Origin of the sequence: Nocardia sp. NPDC003269 (genome assembly GCF_042888005.1) — a bacterium.
In the GTDB taxonomy this organism is placed as follows: domain Bacteria; phylum Actinomycetota; class Actinomycetes; order Mycobacteriales; family Mycobacteriaceae; genus Nocardia.
In genome coordinates this window covers 1,592,015-1,614,323 of record NZ_JBIAPA010000002.1, presented here as the reverse complement: position 1 = coordinate 1,614,323, position 22,309 = coordinate 1,592,015, and the positions used below count along the sequence as shown (strand labels likewise).

15 protein-coding genes are annotated in these 22,309 nt (G+C 73.2%); 1 reads left to right on the top strand and 14 read right to left on the bottom strand.

Annotation, left to right across the window (positions count from 1 at the left end):
- Positions 1-4: 4 nt before the first annotated feature.
- The 8 genes from ACFYWJ_RS17835 to ACFYWJ_RS17800 form a co-directional block, all read right to left on the bottom strand.
- Positions 5-748: a hypothetical protein gene (locus ACFYWJ_RS17835; RefSeq protein WP_355275808.1), complete on the bottom strand. Its 744-nt coding sequence runs from the start codon at positions 746-748 to the stop codon at positions 5-7.
- Positions 749-768: 20 nt separating this feature from the next.
- Positions 769-2,490: an asparagine synthase-related protein gene (locus ACFYWJ_RS17830; protein ID WP_355275811.1), complete on the bottom strand. Its 1,722-nt coding sequence runs from the start codon at positions 2,488-2,490 to the stop codon at positions 769-771.
- 10 nt (positions 2,491-2,500) lie between these two features.
- A complete protein-coding gene (locus ACFYWJ_RS17825; RefSeq protein WP_355275813.1) occupies positions 2,501-2,989 on the bottom strand; it encodes a hypothetical protein in 489 nt (162 codons plus the stop codon).
- 12 nt (positions 2,990-3,001) lie between these two features.
- Positions 3,002-3,820, bottom strand: coding sequence for a hypothetical protein (locus tag ACFYWJ_RS17820; protein WP_355275815.1), 819 nt, complete (start codon positions 3,818-3,820; stop codon positions 3,002-3,004).
- Entirely contained in the window at positions 3,805-4,821 is a 1,017-nt protein-coding gene (locus ACFYWJ_RS17815) for a hypothetical protein (RefSeq protein ID WP_355275817.1), read from the bottom strand. Before ACFYWJ_RS17815 ends, ACFYWJ_RS17820 begins: the two co-directional genes overlap by 16 nt.
- Positions 4,822-5,007: 186 nt before the next feature.
- A complete protein-coding gene (locus ACFYWJ_RS17810) occupies positions 5,008-6,285 on the bottom strand; it encodes an MFS transporter (RefSeq protein ID WP_355275818.1) in 1,278 nt (425 codons plus the stop codon).
- On the bottom strand, positions 6,282-7,421 hold the full coding sequence (locus tag ACFYWJ_RS17805) for a cytochrome P450 (protein ID WP_355275820.1): 1,140 nt from the start codon (positions 7,419-7,421) through the stop codon (positions 6,282-6,284). Before ACFYWJ_RS17805 ends, ACFYWJ_RS17810 begins: the two co-directional genes overlap by 4 nt.
- Before the next feature lie 70 nt (positions 7,422-7,491).
- Positions 7,492-7,617 carry a hypothetical protein gene (locus ACFYWJ_RS17800; RefSeq protein ID WP_355275822.1) on the bottom strand — a complete coding sequence of 42 codons (126 nt, stop codon included), beginning with the start codon at positions 7,615-7,617 and terminating at the stop codon, positions 7,492-7,494.
- Positions 7,618-7,989: 372 nt separating this feature from the next.
- Here ACFYWJ_RS17800 and ACFYWJ_RS17795 point away from each other — a divergent pair, with 372 nt between their 5' ends.
- Positions 7,990-8,601, top strand: coding sequence for a hypothetical protein (locus ACFYWJ_RS17795; RefSeq protein WP_355275824.1), 612 nt, complete (start codon positions 7,990-7,992; stop codon positions 8,599-8,601).
- 68 nt (positions 8,602-8,669) lie between these two features.
- On the opposite strand, the gene ACFYWJ_RS17790 is transcribed toward ACFYWJ_RS17795, so the two are convergent.
- The 6 genes from ACFYWJ_RS17790 to ACFYWJ_RS17765 are packed head-to-tail and all read right to left on the bottom strand — an operon-like array spanning position 8,670 to position 22,296.
- The gene (locus ACFYWJ_RS17790; protein WP_355275826.1) at positions 8,670-10,043 is read right to left on the bottom strand and encodes an acetyl-CoA carboxylase biotin carboxylase subunit; all 1,374 of its coding nucleotides are present in this window, start codon (positions 10,041-10,043) and stop codon (positions 8,670-8,672) included.
- Complete coding sequence (locus ACFYWJ_RS17785; RefSeq protein WP_355275828.1) at positions 10,040-10,708, bottom strand: acetyl-CoA carboxylase biotin carboxyl carrier protein subunit; 669 nt, start codon at positions 10,706-10,708, stop codon at positions 10,040-10,042. The genes ACFYWJ_RS17790 and ACFYWJ_RS17785 overlap by 4 nt, the downstream gene beginning before the upstream one ends.
- Positions 10,693-12,393, bottom strand: a complete 1,701-nt coding sequence (accD, locus tag ACFYWJ_RS17780; RefSeq protein ID WP_355275829.1) for an acetyl-CoA carboxylase, carboxyltransferase subunit beta — start codon at positions 12,391-12,393, stop codon at positions 10,693-10,695. The genes ACFYWJ_RS17785 and accD overlap by 16 nt, the downstream gene beginning before the upstream one ends.
- The gene (locus ACFYWJ_RS17775) at positions 12,390-13,958 is read right to left on the bottom strand and encodes a PfaD family polyunsaturated fatty acid/polyketide biosynthesis protein (protein WP_355275831.1); all 1,569 of its coding nucleotides are present in this window, start codon (positions 13,956-13,958) and stop codon (positions 12,390-12,392) included. Before ACFYWJ_RS17775 ends, accD begins: the two co-directional genes overlap by 4 nt.
- Positions 13,958-15,994 (bottom strand): beta-ketoacyl synthase, encoded by a 2,037-nt coding sequence (locus ACFYWJ_RS17770; protein ID WP_355275833.1) that lies wholly within the window; start codon positions 15,992-15,994, stop codon positions 13,958-13,960. The genes ACFYWJ_RS17775 and ACFYWJ_RS17770 overlap by 1 nt, the downstream gene beginning before the upstream one ends.
- On the bottom strand, positions 15,991-22,296 hold the full coding sequence (locus ACFYWJ_RS17765) for a beta-ketoacyl synthase N-terminal-like domain-containing protein (protein ID WP_355275835.1): 6,306 nt from the start codon (positions 22,294-22,296) through the stop codon (positions 15,991-15,993). Before ACFYWJ_RS17765 ends, ACFYWJ_RS17770 begins: the two co-directional genes overlap by 4 nt.
- Positions 22,297-22,309 lie beyond the last annotated feature (13 nt).

The window sequence follows — 22,309 nt, the reverse complement described above, 5'->3', positions numbered from 1 at the left end:
CCGGTCAGTCGCCGGCGACCGAGAGTTCGGCGCAGGTCGCCGCATCCGGTGCGGTCTCGGCCAGGAAGACGGTCTGCGCGGTCATCCGGAAGCCGGACATCCGCTCCCGGAAGACCTCGATGGACTCCTCCGGGTGCACCGAGTCGATCACCGCGTGCGGCCCGAAGGCGTTGAACTGGTGGCTCACTCCGCGCGGGATCTGCATGTCCACAAACGAGCACGGCGGCACGACGAGGTTGTAGCGGGTCCGGTGCTGCCCCGGCGGCAGGTCGGGCAGGTCGTCGGTGAACTGGTCGGGCCGGAACGGGGTCACGCCCTCGACGTGGGTGACCTCGAACGGGGACAGGCTGCTGACCCGGATGTGGGTGCCGGGTCCGGTCATCATCCGCACGAAGCGCAGGCCGGTGTGCAGGTGCATCCGCGAGCAGATCCCCCGCTCGGTGACGTCGTAGAAGTCCATCAGGTACCGGTCGGCGAAGAAGCCGTCGAAGGGCTTCTCGATCATGTAGACGTCGCCCTCCTCGAAGGTCTGCGCGCGGACGATGCCGTCGGCGTCCGGCGTGGTCGCGGCGTGGACGGTCTTGGCCGTGCGGACGATCTCGGCGAAGGTCCGCACCACCACCAGCGCGACCTCGGCGGGCAGACTCGCCACCGGGGTCACCGTGTTGCGACCCGCGTCGGCGAAGTTCGCCACGTCGTGGATCTCGTTCTCGTCGTCCGCGGCGTGCTTGATCCTCGGTGCGGCCATACGGTGGTGACTCCTCGCGCTCAGGTGACCTCGAAGGCACGCAACCACAGTTCCAGCGACAGCACCAACCACAATTTGCCGCCCTGCCGGGGCAGCAGCGCGCCGTCGCCACGCAACCAGGCGCGGATGGTGTCCTCGCGGAAGAGCCCGCGCGCCCGGGCGGACCGGCCGAGCAGCAGCTCGTGCCCGAGATCGCGCAGCGGACCGGCCAGCCACTGCTGCACCGGTACCCGCATGCCGCTCTTGGGCCGGTCGACGATGGTGGCGGGCAGCAGGTCCCGGACGGCTTCCTTGAGAATCCATTTCTCGGTGGCGCCGGCGAGTTTGAGCCGCGGCGGCACCCGGAAGGCATGGTCGATGACGGCGCGGTCGAACAGCGGCGCCCTGCCCTCGACTCCCGCCGCGGCGGTGAGCCGTTCGACCTTGGTGAGGATGTGGTGGGCGCCCTTGGTGCGCAGGTTCGTGTGCAGCAGCTGGTTGAGCAGGCTCGTCATCGGCCCCGGGGTGAGCAGGGGCGTGAGCAGGTCGGTGAGCGGCGGGGCGCCGTCGAGTGCGGCGAGCGCGTCACTGCTGAGCAGGACCGGCAGGTCACCGAGACATTTGCGGTAGCTGTCGAGGTAGGCGGCGGCGCGGGCCACCGGGTCCGGATCGTCGCGGGTGAGTTCGAAGATCAGCATCGGCAGGTTCTTGGGGCCGCCGAAGACCGGGTCACCGCCCTCGCCGTTGAGGACCACGCGCGCGCCGTCGGCCGCGGCGGCCTCGGCCAGCAGCAGATTGGGAACGGTCAGCGGATCGCCGACGGGACAGTCGAGCAGGGCCACGGTGTCGGCGAGGCGGGCCGCGACGGTCTCTCCCGGCACGGTCAGCACCCGGTGCTCGGTGTGACAGTGCGCGGCGACCAGGCCGGAGTAGGCGAGTTCGTTGGGCGTGGTCCCGGTGAAGGCGATGGAGTAGGTCCGGACCGGGTGGTCGTGGCGCTTGGCGGCCAGCGCGGTGACCAGGCTGCTGTCGATTCCGCCGGAGAGCAGCACGCCGACCGGCTCACCCGCGGGCAGCCGCCGTGCGGTCGCGTCGTCGAGCAGGGCGCGCAGGGTCAGCGCGTGCTCGGCGGCGGGCAGGTCGTCGACGGATTCGGCGGGCTCCCAGTAGGCTTCCTCGACCGAGGTGCCGTCGGGGCGTAACCGGAGGCAGCGGCCGGGCAGCGCCTCGTGCACGTCGCGGAAGAAGGTGTCGCGGCCGGGCAGGTAGGCGAAGGTGAGGAAGGAGCGCACGGCGGGCAGGTGCAGTCCGGTGCGCAACGCCGGCCAGTTCGCCACCGCGCGAACAGATCCCGAGGCGGCCCACGCGTCGCCGGCGCGGGCGTAGAACAGGGTGCGGGTGCCCACGTGGTCGCGGACCAGGACCAGCTCGGGGCCGTCGGTGATCGCCAGCGCGAACATGCCGTCCGCCCTGGCGATGCCCGCGGTGCCGAACGTTGCGTACAGGCGCAGCAGCAGGTCGCCGTCGGCGCAGTCCGGTGGCGGCGCGTCGGCGCCGAGCGCGGTGCGCAGCGCCCGCGCGTTGAACAGGGTGACCGCGCCGACAGCCTGGTACTCCCCCGCGGTGAAATACCCTGCCGCCGCGCCGGATCCGGCGAGCAGGCCGAGGGCGCTGCCGGCGCTCACCGCGACCGGGTCGCCGCCGACGGCGCGGACGGCACCGGCCGGATCGGCGGGGGTCAGGAAGGCGCACCAGCGCGACATCAGTACTCCCTCATCCGAAGTCGCCGCCGTCGTCGCCGGAGTCGTCGCTCCAGGTGCCGTAGTCGTCGGAACCGCCGCCGCCGGAATCGCTCGACGAGGACGCCGCCGCCTGCCTGCGCAGTTCCTCTTCCTCGGCCGGGGAGAGGAACTCGGGCGGCATCACCAGCGCCCCGAGCAGCGCGCCACCGGCGACCGCGGCGAGGATGGTGCCGACCCGGCCGCCGAAGGAGGAGCGGTTCACGGTGAGGACGCCGTCGCCCCACAGGGTGCGGCCGTAGCCGGATTCCCGGCCGTAGAGCACCCGGCCGTCGGCGTAGGTCCGCTTCACCAGGGTGCGCCCCAGCGGTTCGTCGCGGCCGGAGCCGCCGCGGTCGTCCCGCCACGAGACAAAACCCGCTCCGCGCGTGCGCCATTCGCGGTGGCCGTCGGAGTAGTGCCGGTGCACGGTGCCGTCGGCGAGGAGTTCATCGGTGTAGGTGACGTGCTGTCGCACCGACATGGTCCGGTCCTTTCATGCGGTGGGCCAGGTGAGGAAGCCGGTGGTGCGCAGGCGATTCCACTGCGTGGCGGTGTCGCGGATCCGCACCTCGCGGACCAGCCGGTGCACGGTGCGCAGCAGGGCGGCGGGTCGCACGGCCGCGAGCTCGACGCCGCGGCCGTGGCGCAGCCAGTCCTGTTCCCACGGATCGACGACGGCGTCGATGGTGCGGGGCGCGGGTGCCGACCGGTGGGTGGCGTGCAGGGTGCCCGCCTGCCGGGGACGCAATCCCAGGGGAACCACCCGGACGCCGTCCGGGATCGGTGTCAGCACGCGCACGCGATCGGGAAAGGTCAGTCCGTGCGGGGTCGCGTCGTGGAGCAGGAACACCGCCGACCGCTCGACCAGCGTCAGCATGCCCGCCACGCGCGGGTCCAGCGGCAGTTCGCCGGCGCCGACCACCGGGCAGGCGGATTCCATCGGAATGCCGTTGGCGCGCAGCATCTGGGCGATCTCGGTGGATTCGCACACCAGCAGCCGGGGCAGGCCGTAGTCGAACAGGTCCGGTTCGGTGGTGTGCCGACCGGCGGGCCGAGCCCGGGGCGGTTCGGGGACGAGCAGGCCGGGTACCGGACCGTGCGCGGCCAGCGCGGCGCGAAAGTCCGGGTAGCGCACGGGAGCCGGGACGGTGAAGGTGGGGCGGCGGAGCCCGCGCGGCAGCGGCAGCAGGACGCGGCAGACCTCGTAGTAGAGCTGGCGCTCGGTGAATCGCACGTCGCCGGGCGCACCGGCCCGTCGCACCGCGATCCGCACCGCCCGGCGCAGGACCGCCGAGGTCACCGGGTCGGCCACGTCAGGAACCCCACCGCCGCGGCGCGCCGCCGATCCGGATCCAGCGCCCGCTCGACCCGATCCACCGCGCTGCCCAGCGCCGCGAGGAGGGCGGCGGGTGGCACCGACGCCAGGGGCGTCTGCCAGCCGTCGGCCAGCCAGGCGCGTTCCGCCGCCGTCAGTCGCTCGCCGCCGATCCGGGCCAGGTCGTCGGCGGTGGGCCTGCCCTCGCGCAACCGTATGGCCTTCGCCTTGCCGAGCACCGCGCGCGGCGCGAGCCCGACCGGGACCACCCGGGCGCCGAGGGCGGCGCGCGCGGCGGCGACGTAGGTGATGCCGGGGACGCTGGCGTCGTGCAGGACCAGCACGGGGACACCCGGCGGCAGCTGATCGATCCGGCCGACCGGCGCCATACCCCAGAGTCCGGCGACATTGTTGGCCGAAAGACAGGTCAGCACAGTGCTGTCCGGGCACAGCACCGCGAACCGCGGGCGGGCGGGCAAGGGCGGCAGCGGGGTCCGGCCATCGACCGAACCCGCGGGCGGCGCGCCGTAGACCTGGACCCACCGGGCGACCACGAACTGCTCGAATCGGGCGTAGGTGACCGGCATCGGCACCAGGGTGGTCGCCAGATACCGGGGCCGCAGCGCGGTCAGCAGGACGTTCACCCCCACCAGTGCGGCCACGCCCGCGCCGAGCGCGAGGGCCCAGTAGACGAGCCCGGTGACGGCCAGCGCGAAGATCACGATGCCGAGCGCGATCGAGACTCCCATCCGAATGCCGAAGAACGTCTCCCCCGGGTCGCGGAGGCGTCCCCGCGCCGCGGCGTACCAGAGTTGCGGCAGCGTGTAGCGCAGATTCCGGCCGTCCCCGAGCCGGTCGATCAGCCTGCGCATCCGGAGGTCGTGCAGCCGGAACGGGCTCTCCTTCGGTTCGAGCGCGAACAGCCGCCCGCATTTCGCGCAGGTACGCTTTCCGCGTTCGCGGTGCAGCACGTTCTTGCCGCAGTGCGGGCAGATCATCGCGCGTCGACCTGTCCGCCGCCTGGCCGCGCGGCCCGCTCGATCCTCACAGGTACGGCATACCGGATCCACCGGAATTCCGCGACCGCACCACACGAACCGCCGGTGACGTCCGGGCCAATTCGGGCGATGCCGCCGAAGGCCTACGTTCCCCGGCCGGATCGGTCCGGCCGTGCTCGCAGGGTTTCAGGCGGGCTCGAGCACCGGCCCGGCCTCGGTGGCGGTGGCCGCCGGTGCGTGGCCGGGGAGCCCGGTGGCGACGAGGGCGCCGAGCCCGAGCACCGCGACCACCAGGACCCACACGGCGGCGGCCGAGACGTGCGCCGCGAGCACGCCCGCCGCCAGCGCGCCGACACTGCCGCAGATCCGCAGGGCGAGCGACTGGACCGACAGGACGGTGGCGCGTTCCCCGGCCGTCGCGGCGCGATGGGTCAGCGTGTCCAGCAATGGTTCCGGCGCCCCGAGCGCGAGGTAGACGCCCACATAGCCGACGGCGACCACCAGCAGCATCGGGGTGCCCAGCGCGGCGACGGCGACCGCGGTCAGCACCAGCGCGAGGACCACCGTGCGCCGGACGGACCCGAGCAGCCGCGTCAGCGTGGGCGAGGCCGCCGCTCCGGCCGCCATCGCGAAGCCGCCGAGCGCGGTGAAGACCGCGAAGGCGCCGACGGCCCGGCCGTCCCCGCCGAGGCTCGCCGCGATCTGCAACGGCGCGAGCAGTTCGACCGCCGCCAGCACGACACCGATGACCCCGCACAGCACGGTGATGCGGCGCAGCACACCGACGCGGGCGCAGGTGCCGATGCCGACCCGCACCGTGCGCGGGATATCGGCGAGCACGGCCCGGAGATCGGCGCGCGGACGGCGGACGGTCTCCCCGACCCAGGCCAGCTGGACCACGATCCGGACCACGATGACGCCCGCGGCCGCGAGATAGGGCAGCGAGAGCGCGAGCACCGGCCCAGCCGACGGCAGCGGGACCAACGCCGCCAGCGCGCCACCGGCCAGCGCACCGACGGCGAGGGCGATCGACCCGGCGGTGCGGCCGTGCGCGAACGCGGAGGTGAGATCCGCGTCCTCGTCCACGGTGTGCACGGCGTCGACGTACCAGGCCTGTAGCGGCCCGGAGTCCAGCGCCCGGCCCGCGGCCTCGAGCAGGATCCCGGCCCCGAGGACGAGCACACCGGTGCCGATCCCGAGCGAGATCGTCGACACCAGGAACAGCAGGGAGGCGGCGATCAGCACCGGGCGCCTGCCGACGACGTCGGCGAGGCCGCCGGTCGGCAGTTCGAGGGCGGCGGCGGTCAGACCGTAGGCCGCGAGCAGGGCGCCCATCGTCGCCATGTCGATCCCGCGCGCGGCCAGCAGCAGGATGAGCACCGGCGCGCAGAGCCCGGTCGGCAGCCAGCCGAGGACGTTCAGCACCACGTAGCGACGGGTGAGGGTCGGGATGGTCGCGGTCACGCGATGGCCTCCGGGCGGGAGTCGAGGACGGTGGTCGGGAGCGCGCCGGGGCGCTTGCTGAAGCGGTTGCGGTGCCAGCGCACGTCGGTGACGGGGACGGCGAGCCGCAGTTCGGACAGGCGCGGGAGCAGGACCCCGAGGAGGACCTGCGCCTGCTTGCGGGCCAGGGTGGCGCCGGGGCAGTAGTGCGGGCCGTGTCCGAAGGCCAGATGCTTGGTGTCGGCGCGGGCCGGATCGAGGCGATCGGGATGGTCGAAGCGGTCCGGGTCGCGATTGGCGGCGACCAGATCCACCACGACGGCGCTGCCCGCCGGGATGACGACGTCACCGATCGGCACGTCGTCCAGGGCGAACCTGGTCCAGGTGCCCTGGGTGGGGGTGAGGTAGCGGAACAGCTCCTCGACGGCCGCCGGCAGCGATTCCGGCCGCCGGGCCAGCGCGCACTGGAGCCGGGGCGCCATCAGGAGGGTGAAGACGGACATGCTGACGAAGCTGACCGTCGTCTCGTAGCCGGCGACGATCATCAGCGCGGCCGTGCCGACGGCTTCGGCGTCCGAGAGCTTGCCCGCGGCTCTGGACGCGGCGAGCTCACTGCTCAGATCATCGGTGGGCTGCTCGGCCTTGGTGGCCAGCAGCGCGGCCAGGTAGGTGTCCAGGGCGGCGGTGCCCGGCTCGCTGACCTCGGGATCGGGCATGGTCGACGCCTCGGCCCACCCGAGCACTCGGTCACGGTCGTCGTCCGGGACCCCGAGCAGGTCGCAGATCACGGAGAACACCAGCGGAAGCACGAACTCGGCGACCTGGTCGCCGCCGCCGCGCGCGAGCAGCGCGTCGAGCAGGCCGGTGGCCCGCCCCCGCATGCGCTCGACGGGGTCGTCGTAGCGGCGCGGCGTGAGCGTGGGCGCCACCGCGCGCCGGAGCCGGGTGTGCCGCGCCCCGTCGCACATCTGCATGCTCGTGCTGTGGCGCTGCGTCGCCGCGGGCTGCGCGGCGATATCCGCGTGCCGGTCCGCGCCGTTGGCCGGATCATTCGACATCCGCCGGTCCGCGAGCAGCTGGAGCGCGGCGTCGTATCCCGTGACGAGATATCGGTTGTCCGCCAGCGCGCGGACAGATTCGATATGTCTGACGCTCAAAGGAATTCCTGCCTTCACGGTCTGGGGGCGAAGCCGAGTGCCTCGCCCCCGGCGACGGCCGAACGGACGATCAGTACCGGTAGGCGTAGATGTGAGAGGACCGATCGGCATCGTCAGCGGGGAGCGCGAAGAGTGCCTCGAGCGCGTCCAGCTCGCGAGCGATTTCGGTGTCGAGGAGTTCGATGGTGGTGTGCATTTCTTTGTTCCCTTTCTTCGTTTCCGTCGCCGTGTGCGTCGGTACATAAAGTCTCGGGAATTACCGCGCCTCCGAATAGAAACCCTGGGGTGCGGAATTCATCACCCCGCTCCTGACCTCGGAATTGCGGAATGCGTTAACCCGGCGGCGACCGGCCACGATCGCGCCGGTGGCCGCGCTGGTACCGACGCCCTACGATCGGAATCCGGAACAGGAAGGCCACGAATCAGCATGTCCGCTCCGCAGTCGACTGGCCCCGGTGATCGGCCCGAAACGGCCGTCGTCGCGCCCGCTCCCCCATCTCCCCGTCGCCCCGGTCCGGCCCTGCTCGTCGCCGGTGCGGTCACACTGGTGGTCGTTCTCGTTCTCGGGGTGGCGATCGGCGTGGTCATCGGCCGGAACAGCGCCCCGGCGGCCGTTCCGGTGGCGGCACCGCCGGAAGCCGCGAGCTACTCGACGGACACCGTGCGCGATGCGTGCGCGCTGGTGGACACCGCGCCGTTGATCCGGTGGGCGTCCGCGCCACGGCGCGCGCCCACCCACGAGGAGGTCGACAAGCCCGAGGGTCAGGGCTACGACACGCTGGATTGCCGTGTCTACTACGGGCATTCGATCGGCGCCGCGTCGCCCACGAACACCGCGGACCTCTGGATCAGAATCGAAACGACCGACGGCACCACCGCCGACGACCTGGCCGCCAGGAAGGTCGTCGGCGCCCGCCTGCTGGGCGAGTCCGAGTTGGCGGATCTGACGTCCGGGGAGTCCACAGGGATCGGCACCCACAGCTACTGGCGGCACGCCGCCGACAAATATGGTCCCAGCATCGACGACGAATACCTTTTCGACGTACTCGACGGAAATCTCTCGGTGCTGGTCGTACTCAGCCGTACCGGGCCACCGGAATCGCGCGTCGACAGAGCGGAATTCGACGCTGTCGCCCGGGCCCAGGTTCAGCGGATTCTCGACAATCTGCGGCGGAAATAGCGGCGAAATGCTCCGCCCCCGACGCTCCCGTGCGGCTCGCCGGGGGGCGGCATCGACCGCCCCGCTTGTCAGCGGGCGCCTGCGGTGGCCGGGGCCGTGAAGGTGCCGATGAGGGCGGTGTCGTGGGTGGCGGCGCGGAAGCGGGGGTGGTCGAGGATGTCGTGCAGGAAGTCGGTGGTGGTGGCGACACCGGTACCGGTGATGGTGGTCTCGGCGAGGGCGCGCCGCATCCGGGCGATGGCGGCGGGGCGGTCGGGCGCCCAGACGACGACCTTGGCGAGCAGCGAATCGTAGTGCGGGGGAATCGCATAGCCCGGCCGGACATGGGTGTCGACCCGCACGAACTGACCGCCGGGCAGCGCGCACTCGACGAGAGTGCCCGCCGCCGGGGCGAATTCGCGTTCCGGGTCCTCGGCGTTGATCCGGCACTCGATCGAGACCCCGCGCGGGCGCAGGTCGGCGGGCAGGGCCAGCGGTTCGCCCGCCGCGATGCGCAGCTGCTCGGCGACCAGGTCGACGCCGGTGACCATCTCGGTGACCGGATGCTCCACCTGCAACCGGCAGTTGACCTCCATGAAGTAGAACTGCTCGTCGGGGCCGAGCAGGAACTCCACGGTGCCGGCGCCGACGTAGCCCGCCGCCGCGCAGCCGCGCACGGCCGCGGCGCCGATCCGCTCGGCGAGCTCGGCGGACAGGCCGGGGGCCGGGGATTCCTCCACCAGTTTCTGGTGCCTGCGCTGCAGCGAGCAGTCGCGCAGGCCCAGGTGCGCGACGGTGCCGTGGGTGTCGGCGAGGATCTGCACCTCGACGTGCCTGGCCGATTCCAGATAGCGCTCCAGGTAGAGCCTGCCGTCGCCGAAGACCGCGGCGGCCGAGGCCCTGGTGTGCTGCCAGGCGGCGCCGAAATCGTCGCCGTCGCGCACCACCCGCATGCCGCGGCCACCGCCACCGGCGACGGCCTTGATGATCACCGGGTAGCCGATCTCCTCGGCCAGCGCCCTGGCCGCGTCGGCGTCGTCGATCGGATCGCGGCTGCCGGGCAGCAGCGGCAGACCCGCGTCGGCCATCAGCGCCCTGGCCGTGGACTTGTCGCCCAGCCGCGCCATGACGGCGGGCGGCGCGCCGATGAAGACGAAGCCCTCCGCCTCGCACACCTCGGCGAAATCCGGGTCCTCGGAGAGGAATCCGTAGCCGGGGTGGATGGCGTCGGCGCCGGTGGCGCGGGCCGCCTCGATGATCGCGGGGATCGACAGGTAGCTGCGTTTGGCCGGGGCCGGGCCGATCTGCACGCGCTCGTCGGCCAGTCGCACCGCCGCCGAATCCCGGTCGGCGGCCGAGTGCACCGCGACGGTCGCGATGCCGAGTTCCCGGCAGGTGCGGATCACCCGGACCGCGATCTCGCCGCGATTGGCGATCAGCACCTTGCGCAGCGCGCGGGTCATCGCAGCGCCTCGAACACGATCAGCGGCTGGCCGTGCTCCACGGCGTCACCGTTGTCGACAAGCAGTTCGACGACCACGCCCTCCTTGGTCGCGGTGACCGGGATCATCAGCTTCATCGCCTCGATGATGCCGACCTGCTGACCGGCCCGGACCGGGTCACCGGCCGAAACGAACGGCGCCGCACCGGGTTCCGGCGACCGGTAGAACACGCCGACGGTCTCGGCGGTCAGGGTGAAGGTGTTCGCGGCCGCGGCGGCATCGGCCCGCGCGGCCGGGGCGGGGGCGGGTGCCGCGGCGACCGGGGTCACGAGCGCGAGGCGGCCCGCGGTATCGGTGCCGCTGTCGTGGCCTGCGGCGGGCGCCGAGGCCGGGCGGTCGTCCCAGGTGATGCGCAACAGCACGGGGCCGTTGGCGACGGTCACCGAGGTCGGGGCCGACGCGGTGGCGCGCACGGACATCGCGTGCCGGGTGAGCACCGCGAGGCTGTGATCGGCGTCGGTGGCGCTCACCGCGCGCTGGGTGGATTCGCTGGTCGCGGACTCGGACATCGGGTCTCCTGGCTCTCGGTGCGGGCGAGTCGAAGGGTCGGGCCGGTCGGTGCCGACCGGGAAATGCAGGCCGTGCCGCAGCACCGACAGCGGGTTGCGGATCAGGAAGTCGGCCATCGGTTCTCCGAGCTCTCGGGCCGGGCCAGTCCGTAGGCCCGGAACCGGCTGTGGCGCTGGGCCAGCAGGTCGGCGGTCGGCCAGGCGCGCAGTTCGTGCACGGCCTGGCGCACCGCGCGCCGCAGCAGCGCGGCGGCGCCGACGGGATCGCGGTCGGCCCCGCCCTGCGGCTCGGGAACGACCGCGTCGGCGATGCCCAGTTCCAGCAGCGCGGCCGCCTCCACGCGCAGGGCCGCGGCCGCGCGGGGTGCGGCGGCCGGGTCCTTCCACAGGATGGCGGCGCAGCCTTCGGGGCTGATCACCGAGTAGACCGCGTTCTCGCACACCAGCACCCGGTCGGCCAGCGCGAGCGCGAGCGCTCCCCCGCTGCCGCCCTCGCCGGTGATCACGGTGACCACCGGAACGGGCAGGCCCGCCAGCAGTTTCAGCGATTCGGCGATGGCGACGGCCTGGCCCTGCTCCTCGGCCTCGATGCCGGGATAGGCGCCCGCGGTGTCGACCAGCGCGACGACCGGACGGCCGAGCTTGGCGGCCAGCCGCAGCACCCGGGCGGCCTTGCGGTACCCCGCCGGCGTCGGCATGCCGTAGTTGCGTTCGGTCAGTTCGGCGCCGGTGTGGCCCTTCTGGGTCCCGAGCACCACGACGGGCAGGCCGTCGAGCCGGGCCAGGCCCGCGATCATGGCCGGGCAGTCGGCCGACATCCGGTCGCCGTGCAGTTCGACGAAATCGTCGAAGGCCGACGCCAGGTAGTCCAGGGTGGTCGGCCTGCCGAGCTGGCGGGCCGCGCGCACGCAGTCCCAGGATCCGCGCGCGGCGAGCACGGCCGGGTCGGTGATGACGGCGTCGTCGTCTCCGGGTTCGGTGCGGCGCAGCGGGCGGGTGGTCATCGCGACCAGGCGCGACAGCCGGGCACGCAAGGCCGAACGGTGGCAGATCATGTCCACGATGCCGTGCTCGAGCAGGAACTCGGCGGTCTGGAAGCCCGCGGGCAGGGTCTGGCCGATGGTCTGCTGGATCACCCGCGGGCCCGCGAAGCCGAGGCGCGCACCGGGTTCGGCGATGATGATGTCGGTGGAGGTGGCGAAGGAGGCGGCCACGCCGCCGTAGGTCGGGTCGGTGATGATCGAGACGGTCAGCACGCCCGCGTCGTCGAGGCGGCGCAGCGCGCGGCTGGTCTTGGCCATCTGCATGAGCGCGAGAATGCCCTCCTGCATCCGCGCGCCACCGGAGGCGGTGACGATCACCAGCGGCGCGCGGTCGGCCAGCGCCGCCTCGGCGGCGGCGGTGACCGCCTCGCCGACCGCGCTGCCGAGACTGCCACCGAGGAAGCGGAAGTCCATGACCGCCAGCACGATCGGCGTCCCGTCGACGGTGCCGCGCACACAGCGGATCGCCTCGGGCAGACCGGTCGCCCGGCGCGCCTGCTCGGCCCGCTCCGGGTAGGGCTTGGTGTCGACGAAGCCGAGCGGGTCGGTGACGGTCGCCGCGGTGGCGATCGGCCGGGCCGAGTCCTCGTCCACGAGCTGGTCGATGCGCTGATCGGCGGTGAGCATGCCGTGGTCGTCGCATTCGGGGCAGACCCGTTCGGCGCGGTCGTAGCGTTTGACGTAGATCACCGCCTGGCACGCCGGGCACAGCATCCAGGCGGTGCCGGTGGTGGCGGTTCCGGTCTCGACGATGGTCATCGGTCCTCCAGCGGGCGTGGGACGTAGCGGGCACTGGCGGCGGGCAGCCGGACACCCGCGGTCCGCAGCTGGGCGACGCGGGTCAGGTAGGCGGCGCCGTACATGAGCTGGCCCGCGATATCGGCGACGGCGCGGTTCTCCGGCGCGGCCAGGTAGGTGCCCGCCGCCCAGGTGTTGAAGGCGCCCATCGCGGGTCCGCACCAGATCTGGTAGTCGGCGACCCGGTCGGCCTCGCCGCGGATGCTCCAGCCCGAGGACAGGCCGAGGTACCAGCGGAACACCAGCGCCATCTTCGCCTTCGGGTCCTGTTCGGCGCCGGCGAGCTGGGCCGGGTCGCGTTCGGTGAAGTACCGCACGCACTCCTGCCACACCTCGTCGAGCGGCCTGCGGAACAGCGTGGACTCGAGCTCGGCGCGCAGCGTCGCGGGCAGGGCGTCGAGGCCGTCGTAGGCGCGGTAGGTGTCGTAGAGCCGCTGGGCTCTGGCGGCGAACATGGTGCCGCGCCGCAGCACCTGGACCTGGACGCCGAGCTCGAACATGTCCGAGGACGGCGACATGGCGCAGTCGGCGAATTCGGCCCGCGCCAGCAGGGTCTTGGTGGCGCCGCACTGCGCCGCCTCGACGGCCGACTGGTTGACCGAGCCGGTCACCACGTAGGCCGCGCCGAGCCCGAAGGCCGCCGCGACGGCGTCGGGGGTGCCGATGCCGCCCGCGGCGCCGATGCGCACCCGGTCGGCCCCGACGACGGTGGCGGCCAGGCGATCCCGGGCCGCGATCAGTTCCGGCAGCAGGACCGTGAGCGGCCTGCGATCGGTGTGGCCGCCGGAATCGGCCTCGGCGGTGATGTCGTCGGCCATCGGCACCCGCTCGGCCAGGCGGGCCTGTTCGGCGGTGATCCGGCCCGCCGCGACGAGTTCGCGCAGCAGCCGGGCGGGCGCGGGCCGCAGGAACAGCTCGGCCACCTCGACCCGGGACACCTTGGCGATCACCCGGTGCCCGATCACGATGCCGCCCTGCCGGTCGACCGCGAGCCCGGCGGCGCGGTAGCGCACCACCTCGGCGGTGAGATCCATGAAGGCCGAGGCCTCCACGCAGCGCACGCCGTGGCGCAGGCAGGCGTCGATGATGGCGCGTTCCAGCGCGGGTTCGCTGGGACTGTGGATGAGGTTGCAGGCGAACGGCGCTCCACCCAGGTCCCCGGCCAGCTCGCCCAGCGCCGCGTCGACCGCGGCGGGCGGGACACCCGCCGCGCCGTAGGCGGCCAGATAGCCGTTGCGCGCCATGGCCTTCACCAGGGCGGGCGAGGCGATGCCGTTGGCCATCGCGCCCGCGGCGTAGGCCGCGCGGACACCGTGGGCCGCGCGGAACGCGCTGTCGCCGAGGCGTTCCGGCGGCAGCGGGGCGACGGCGGCGAGCACCTGGGCCCCGGCCGCCACGGCCTGGTCGGCGGTGGCGCCGACCCGGCCGTCGGCGCGGACGATCCAGACGGGGGCGTCCAGATCGAGCAGCAGCGCGGTGATCTCCGCGGCGGTGCTCGCCACCGCGGCGGTGCGCATCGTGGTCATCACGCTCCCCGATCGACGAGTTCGACGGCCAGATCGGTGACTTCGTAGATCCGCAGGCCCGGCTTCCACAGCGAGCCCTCGACCACCGCGGTCACGCCGTGCGGACCGCGGCGCAGCTCCTTGATGTGCGCTTCGAGTTCGACGGTGCCGTCGGTGGGCAGGAACTGGCCGCGGTAGCGCCAGCTGAACGCGATGTCGGCCGGGATGCGGAACACCGGGTCGGTCATGCCCGCGGTGTGGCCGGCGTCGACGAGCCATTCCTGGACGGCGTGGATCACCGACTCCACCCCGAGCGAGCCGGGGATGACCGGGTCGAGGTGGAAGTGGCGGGCGAAGAACCAGTCGTCGGGATCGATGGCGCGCAGCGAATGCAGGTATCCCGCACCGTGTTTGCCACCACCGTCGACGACCTCGACGCGGTCGATCAGGGTCAGGGCGCGACGCGAGCACAGCGGCGCGGACGGGTCGGCGCGGCGGGCGGCCACGTCGATCGTGCGGACCTGAGCCCCCGGGTTCTCGGCCAGCCAGGACGGGGCGGGACGGCCCGCGTCCAGGCCGGTCTGGTTGGCCAGGGCCTCGTCGCTGAAGTAGCCGAACATGGTCTCGCCGGCGTAGAACGGCTCGCCGTCGACGCTGAGCGTGTAATCGAAGGTCTGCAGCGAGGATCCGGGCAGGATCGTCGTCGACAGCATCCGCGAGGACTGCTCGATCGTGCGGTCGCGCAGGTCGACCTGCCGCAGCACGGTGGCCGTGCCGCCGAGATTGCGCAGGCTCAGGGTCACGCCCGGCTGGGTCAGGGTGGGCCCGGCGTAGTAGCCCATGAGCAGCGCGGCCTGGAGCGAGGTCTCCATGTAGACGAAGTGCGGCATGGAGTCGTTGGCCGTGTCGGCGTAGTACCAGGAGTCGGCGGGCGAGTCGTACTCGGTGGTGTAGGACGCGGCGTCGAGAGTGCCACGGGCACCGTCGAAATCGCGGACCCGGTCGACCAGGAGCAGGCCGCCGGTGGGCAGGCGGGTCGCGCGCACGCCGGTGTACTCCGCGAACTCCGGGCCCATCGCGATCGCCTGGTCACCGCGGGCCAGGTGCGTCATGTGGAACTCGTTGAGCAGCAGGCTCGGGACCGCCTGCCCGGGGCCGACGCCCGCACCCGCGGGCTCGGCCACGGTGACCTGCACGGCCACGCTCGGCTCGCCGCCGGCGAAGCTCGCGGTGGCGGCGACATGCGGGCGGGGCACGAGATCCAGGCCGGTGACGACGAGCTCCACCGTGCCCCGGTTCGCACCGGACACGGCCGGGGTCGCCCCGGTCAGCGTGCTGCCCGACAGGCCAAGGTGCATGCCGGTGAACAGGGCGAACACCTCGGCCGCCTGGCGCGCGGCCGCGCCGGGCGGCCCGTCGTAGCGGGCGACGACACGTCCGTCGCCGGTCCCGCCGTAGAGCTCGATCGACGCGATCTCGGTCAGTACCAGTGGTTCTCCGGCGGCCAGTCGTACCGCCTGCACGACGCCGTCACGCTGATGGCCGGGCCCGAAGACCTCGGCGACCGCACCCCGCGCCAGCAATTCCAGTGCCGCGCGGTCGAGCTGGGTCCGCCCAGTGCGCGCCAACGGCTTGAACGCGCCCTCCCTGGCGACGATCCCGGCGACAGCCGAGGTCATCGGCAGGTGGTCGCCGGCCGCTGCCTGCCCGTTGCCAGGGAACCGAGCCGGCTCGGCCGCCGAGCCGCTGGTGAGGGCGAGCTGCCGATCACCGACCGCGGTGTCGGCGGCCGTCCCCGTGGCGCGCTCCCACAGCGCCCGCTGGAGCGCGACCTGCGCGCCGAGCGCGGCGCGGTGGGCGGCGACGAGGCCGGTGCGCAGCTCGCCGATCGGGCCGAGGCCCGAATCGGTGACCGGCGCAGCGGAGTACCGCACGATCTCGGAGGTGGGCGCGGGCGGCGCTGCCTGCGCGGTGGGCGTCGGGGCCTGCGGGACCGGGCGGGCGTCTACCGCGCCGACCGGATCGAAGGCGATGCCGTCGAAATCGAGGACTGTCATCGGGTCCACTCCCTCACCGAGGTCTGGAACTTCTCCGTCAGATCGGGCGTCGTGAGGACGGTGACGTCCGAGAACCGCTGCAGCACTGTGCCGTCGGTGGCCAGCGCGGTCGCGTCGATGCGGGCTTCGAGCCGCCCGGCGCGCGGGTTGTCGACCACCAGGACGAACGGTTCGGTGGTCGGCAGCGGGTGGTGATAGTCGATCCGGCCGACACCCAGCGGCAGGCAGGCCGCGCCGAGCAGGCGGTGGCCGAGCACCGGCGGGCCCTGCAGGATCAGGTCGGCGGCGACCGGATCGTGCAGGCGACCCGCGTAGGCGCCGTCGGCGACCGGGCCGGTGGGCAGGAAGCACTCCAGCACGATCGCGGTGTCGCTCTCGGACCGGAGGGCGCGCAGGCCCTGCAACGCCGGTGCGTGGAACTGCACGGCGTCGGTGTAGATCCGCTGGGCATCGGCGCCGGGACCGGCCACGATCGCCTGGTTGCCCGCCGCCTCCGGTTCCGCCGCGAGCAGCAGGGTCGCCCGGAAGTGGGCGGCCTTGTCACCGAAGACGGTGGCGCGCACCGCGGTACGGCCGTCGACATCGGCGACCGGTTCGAGCTCGAGCTCCAGCGCGGTGACCGGATGATCGAATACCAGGCCCTTGAGCACCTGGTAGTCGCGGACCCCGATCACGGTGCGGCCCGGCCTGGTCCGCTCCGCGAGATTGATCATCGCGCCGAGCCCGAAGGTCGCGGGCAGCACGATGTGCTCCCCGATCCGGTGCGCGGCGATCACGGGTTCGTCGACCAGCCCGGTGACGTCGCGGCGGGCCCGCACCGGCACCGCCGGGCGTTCGCCCGTCGACAGCGCGGTGGCCGCGCCGACCAGCAGGACCGGTTCGGGCCTGCGCGCCGTGGTGAACTGCGTGGTGAACGCGGCGGCGCCGGCGGCGGGGGCCAGCAGCGGGATCCCACGCGCGCGGAAGTACTCGCGCAGGTCGTCGGTCACCATGCCGCCGTCCCAGGCGCCCCAGTCCAGCGCGGTGACGCGATGGCCGGGATGCCTGCGCCGCCAGCTCACCGCGAAGCGGCACAGCGCCTCGTTCGCGGCGGCGTAGTCGGCTTGCCCGGTGTTGCCGAACAGCCCGGCCACCGAGGTGAACAGCACCAGGTCCTTCGGCTCCCCTACCGCGGCCAGGACAGCGGCGAGGCCGCCGATCTTGGGGCGCAGTACCCGGCCGATCGACTCCGCCGTCTTGTCCGGGATCAAGGAGTCGGCCAGCACACCGGCCCCGTGCACGACGCCGGTGACGGTGTCGCGCCACGGCGCGAGCGCTGCGGCGAGCGCGTCCGCGTCGGTGGCATCGACGGCCAGGTATTCGGCGCGATCACCGAGCGTGTCCAGGGTGGACCGGATTTCGCGGATCGCGCGGATCTCCCCGCACGCCCGATCGATGTCCTTCGGCTTCACCCCGGTGCCCGCCAGCGCGCGCACCGCGGCGGGCTTGAGGTCGCCGTCGGCGATCCCCGTGGCCCAGGCCGGCTCGTCGGTGAGCTGGGTGCGGCCGAGCAGGACGAACCGCGCGGCGCTGTGCTCGGCGAGGGCGAGCACGCAGGTGGCGGTGACGCCCCTGGCCCCGCCGGTGACCAGCAGGACGTCGTCGGCGGTCAGCACCGACGGCGCGAACTCCGCCGCGGCGCTCACGATCTCGGTGGTGGTGGCGGCCCGGTGCCCGCTCGGCACCGGGGTGCGGCGGCGGCCGGAGCCGTCGACGCCCACCTCGACGGTGTCGATCGCCGCGTCGCACAGTTCCTCGAGCACGATCTGCGCCACCCGTCCCGGCGTCGCCGCGGGGGCGATGTCGAGCGCCCGGCAGAACACGCCGGGTTCCTCGGCGGCCAGGGTCTTCACCAGACCGCCGAGGCCGCCGAGCAGCGCGGGCACCGGCTCGGCGTCACCGAGCAGACCCAGGTGCCCGTCGAGCCGGGTGACGGTGACATAGCCCGCCCTGGCCGTCGCCCCGCGCAGCGCGGGCAGCACCCGGCCGCTGACCAGGATCGCCTCGGTCAGGATGCGTTCGGCCTGCGCCCATTCCGACGCCACGCCTGCCACGATCACGCACACGTCCGCCGGACCGGTCACGGCGTCGGCCGCGCCGACCCGCTGGACGGTCCAGCTGCGTTCGCGCAGTGCCTCTTCGATCGCCTCGCCGTCGGTTTCGGCGGAGTCGTCCAGGCAGACCACCAGTGCGCGACCCGCCGGGCGATACGGGTCGACCGCGAGATCGACCGGCGCCAGCTCGACGAGTTCGACGACGTGCCGCGGCGTTTCGGCCGCGGCCTCAGCTTTTGGGTGGACATCACCCCCGGCCAGCTCGGCCACGATCTGATCCAGTGAACGGAGGGTGCCGAGTTGCTCGGGTCCGAGGCTGGGCAGGTTCGGAAACCGTTCCTGCAGTGCGCCGATCACCTGGACCCGCTTGATCGAGTCCACGCCCAGATCCGCTTCCAGGTCCATGGTCGGATCGACCATCTCGACCGGGTAACCGGTTTTGTCGGCGACGACTTCCCGCAGCGCCTGCCGCAGGGTGTCGGCGGTGGCGGCACCGTCGGCCGGGGCGGCCTCGGCGCCGGCGGGCGCGGCGGTGGCGGGCGCGGCGGTGGCGGGCGCAGCGGTGGGGGCGCTGTCCGCGGTGGCGAGCAGGTCCGCGATCTGATCCAGCGTGCGCAGGGTGCCCAGCTGCTCGGGGCCGAGGCTGGGTAGCGACGGGAAGCGCTCCTGCAGCGCGCCGATCACCTGCACGCGCTTGATCGAGTCGACGCCGAGGTCTGCCTCGAGATCCATGGTGGGGTCGACCATCTCGACCGGGTAGCCGGTCTTGTCGGCCACGACCTCGCGCAGCGCGGCGCGCACGGCGTCACCGGTGATCGCACCGGCGGGCGCGGCGGCCTGCGGCGCGACCGCGGCGGGCTGGGCGGCCACCGCGGCGGGCTGGGGCGCGGCGGCCGGAACCGGCTGGGCAGCACCACCATTCGTCGCCGGAGCGGCCGGGGCGGCGTGCCCGTTGGTCGGCGCGGGAGCCGGAGCCGCGATCGCGGGCACGGCGGGCGCGGCGGTGATCGCCCGCGGGGCCGGGCGGGTGGCGGCCACGGTGCGGGTGCCGGAGACCGGCGCGCCGCCCTCGAGCTCGGCCAGCTGGGCGAGCACGTCGCTGGCCCGCGAGTGGCTTTCGCTGATGGCGATGCCGTGGTCCTTCACCGCCTCGATGGCGCGCAGGGTGTTCTCGTCGAGCGTGCCGTTGCTCAGCGCGCCCGCGAGGCCGCGGGCCAGGTCGAGCTGCCCGTCCAGGTACTGCCGGTGCGTGTCGAGGTGCTGCACCAGGGCGGTGTCGAGCGTGTCGGCCGTCCGGTACTCGGTCGGGCCGGGGGCGGGGATGGTCACGAGCTGTTCCTCCACGATCGGTGGCACCACAGGCTGGTGCGGGGACGCGGGCACCTCGAGGTGCACGCGGTAGCCGTCGGACAGGGCCGCGGCGTAGGCCTCGCGACGGCTGTCGGGCACGTATTCGGGGGCCGACAGGGTGACGGTCATGCGATTGCCCGCGGCGGCGGGCCGCTGGTCCTCGGTCGCGGCATAGCGGTTGATGCCGGTGATCTCGACGCCGAGGACGGCCAGGCGCACCGCGGCGCGCTTGAGGGCGACGTCGCCGTTACCGATGGGGCCGGTGTCGGTGGCGAAGGCGATCACGTCGTCGCCGAGGGTGCGGCGCACCAGCGAGGTGAGCACCTGCTTGGGGCCGCATTCGACGAAGACGGTGCAGCCGTCGGCGCGCATGGCGCGCAGCGCGTCGACGAACTCGACCGGCTGGCTGAGCTGGGCGGTGAGCGTCGCCCGGTTGGCGGCCACGTCGGCGCCGTAGGACGCGCCCGCGGTGTCGGCGTAGACCGGAGCGTCGGGCTCGGTGATGTCGACCTCGGCCACGGCGGCACCGAATTCGGTGACCGCGTGCGCGACGTAGGGCGTGTGGAACGCGGCGGCCACCGGCAGATCCCGGGTGGCCCAGCCCTTCTCGGCGCTGCGCGCGGTGAAGGCGGCGATCCCCGCGGGCCCACCGCCGACCACGATCTGGTCGGGGGCGTTGTGGTTGCAGATCCACACGTCGTCGAGATCGGCCAGCACCGCGGCGACGTCCTCGCGCGGTGCGTTGACGGCCACCATGGTGCCCGCCTCGGCGTCGTCGGCGACGGTCATCGCCTCGCCCCTGGCTCGGGCCAGGGCGAAGAAGTCCTCGGTGCTCAGCGCGCCCGAGGCCCACAGCGCGGTCAGTTCGCCGAAGCTGTGGCCGAGGTAGCCGTGCGCCCGCAGACCGAACTCGGTCAGCACGCGGAACTGGCCCGCGGCGAGCGCGCCGATCGCGGGCTGCGCGAATTCGGTACGGCGCAGGGCGGTTTCCTGGTCGGCGCGCGCCTGCTCGGTGAACGCGGGCGGCGGGAAGACCACCGCGCCGACGCGGCGCGCTGCACCGGCGAAGGCGGCGTTGGCGGCATCGAAGGCCGCGCCGACGGGCGGGTTGTTGAGCGCGGTGTCCAGGCCCATGTCCACGTACTGGCTGCCCTGGCCCGCGAACAGCACGCCGACCTTCGGTGCGGGCAGCGCGGCGGCGCGGAAGTAGACGCCCTCGGGGTGATCCCAGTGCGCCGCTTCGGGATTGCGCACCATCTCGTCGACGGCCAGCGCGCGCAGATCGGCGGCGGTGTCGGCGTCGACGGAGACGAAACCGATCCGGGCGTGGCCGGCGGGGATGTCGCCGCCGTCGGTGCCGGGGGTACTGCGCACCACGTCGATCAGGCCCGCCACGTCCGGCGCGTGCCACAGGTGGGCCCGCGGCACGCGGTGCAGCACCGGGCCGCGCTCGCCGTCGGCCTCCTCGAGCACGAGGTGGAAGTTGGTGCCGCCGAAGCCCATCGCCGAGGCGGCCGCCCGGCGCACCGGACGCTGCGGGTCACGCACCCACGGCCGGGTCCTGGTGTTGACGTAGAACGGGGTCGCCGTCGCGTCGACCTCGCTGTTGGGCGCGTCGACATTGATCGTCGAGGGCAGGACCTTCTGGTGCAGGGCGAGCGCGAGTTTCATCACGCCCGCGGTGCCCGCGGCGCCCTTGGTGTGCCCGATCTGCGACTTCACGCTGCCCAGCGCGGCGAACCCGGTCTCCGAACTGGCATCGGCGAGCAGGCCTTTGAGCGCGGTCAGCTCGGTCTTGTCGCCGACCGCGGTGCCGGTGGCGTGCGCCTCGATCAGCTCCACGTCGGCGGGCGAACACTCGGCGTCGGCGTAGGCGCGCTCCAGCGCCACCCGCTGACCGGCGGCGACCGGGGCGTAGATGCTCTTGGCCCGGCCGTCGCTGGAGGACCCGAGACCGCGGATCACCGCGTAGATCCGGTTGCCGTCACGGCGGGCGTCGGCGAGCCTGCGCAGCGCCAGCATGGTGATGCCCTCACCCAGCAGGGTGCCGTCGGCCTCGGCGGAGAACGGGCTGATCCGGCCGCTCGGCGACAGCGCGCCGACCTTGCTGAAGCACAGGTAGATGAAGATCGAGTTCTCGGTGTCGACGCCGCCGGTGATCATCATGTCGGCGCGACCGTCCTGCAGCTCGGCGATCGCGGTGCGGATGGCGGCCAGCGAGGCCGCGCACGCCGCGTCGACGGTGCAGTTGATGCCGCCCAGGCCGAGCCGGTTGGCCACCCGGCCCGCCACCACATTGGCGAGCAGACCGGGGAAGGAGTTCTCCTCCCACGGCGCGAAGGCGGCCACGAACCGGCGCGAGATCTCCGAGACGTCGCTGTCGGACAGGCCGACCGAACGGGCCGCCTCCTCGAGCACGGGGGTGGACAGGCGCGCGGCCAGCGGATGCATCAGCGGCACCGGGCCGGTGGTGCCGAGCACCACGCCGGTGCGCGCCGGGTCGTACCACTGCGAGCCGGTCGCGCCCGCGTCGACGAGCAGATCCCGCGCGACCCCCAGGCTCAGGGTCTGCATGGTGCTGGTGACCTCGAGCTGGTTCGGCGGCATGCCGAACTCCAGCGGGTCGAACTCCACGTCGGGCAGGAACGCGCCACGGCGCGAATAGGTCTTGTCCGGCACCGAGCGATCGGCGTCGTAGTAGTCGTCCAGGCTCCAGCGCGACGCGGGCACCTCGGAGGTGCAGTCGACGCCGTCGATGATGTTCTGCCAGTACTCGCGGTGGGTATGTGCCTTGGGCAGCAGACCCGACATCCCGACGATGGCGATCGGGTCGCGGGCCAGACGTCGTTCGTCCGTCACGTAATTTCCTCTC

Excerpts from the sequence above, each read along its gene's own strand:
- ACFYWJ_RS17775 (WP_355275831.1), bottom strand. The coding sequence starts at position 13,958 with ATGACCACGATGCGCACCGCCGCGGTGGCGAGCACCGCCGCGGAGATC.
- ACFYWJ_RS17770 (WP_355275833.1), bottom strand. The coding sequence starts at position 15,994 with ATGACAGTCCTCGATTTCGACGGCATCGCCTTCGATCCGGTCGGCGCG.
- ACFYWJ_RS17790 (WP_355275826.1), bottom strand. The coding sequence starts at position 10,043 with ATGACCCGCGCGCTGCGCAAGGTGCTGATCGCCAATCGCGGCGAGATC.
- ACFYWJ_RS17825 (WP_355275813.1), bottom strand. The coding sequence starts at position 2,989 with ATGTCGGTGCGACAGCACGTCACCTACACCGATGAACTCCTCGCCGAC.
- accD (WP_355275829.1), bottom strand. The coding sequence starts at position 12,393 with ATGACCATCGTCGAGACCGGAACCGCCACCACCGGCACCGCCTGGATG.
- ACFYWJ_RS17835 (WP_355275808.1), bottom strand. The coding sequence starts at position 748 with ATGGCCGCACCGAGGATCAAGCACGCCGCGGACGACGAGAACGAGATC.
- ACFYWJ_RS17830 (WP_355275811.1), bottom strand. The coding sequence starts at position 2,490 with ATGTCGCGCTGGTGCGCCTTCCTGACCCCCGCCGATCCGGCCGGTGCC.
- ACFYWJ_RS17800 (WP_355275822.1), bottom strand. The coding sequence starts at position 7,617 with ATGCACACCACCATCGAACTCCTCGACACCGAAATCGCTCGCGAGCTG.
- ACFYWJ_RS17815 (WP_355275817.1), bottom strand. The coding sequence starts at position 4,821 with ATGATCTGCCCGCACTGCGGCAAGAACGTGCTGCACCGCGAACGCGGA.
- ACFYWJ_RS17785 (WP_355275828.1), bottom strand. The coding sequence starts at position 10,708 with ATGGCCGACTTCCTGATCCGCAACCCGCTGTCGGTGCTGCGGCACGGC.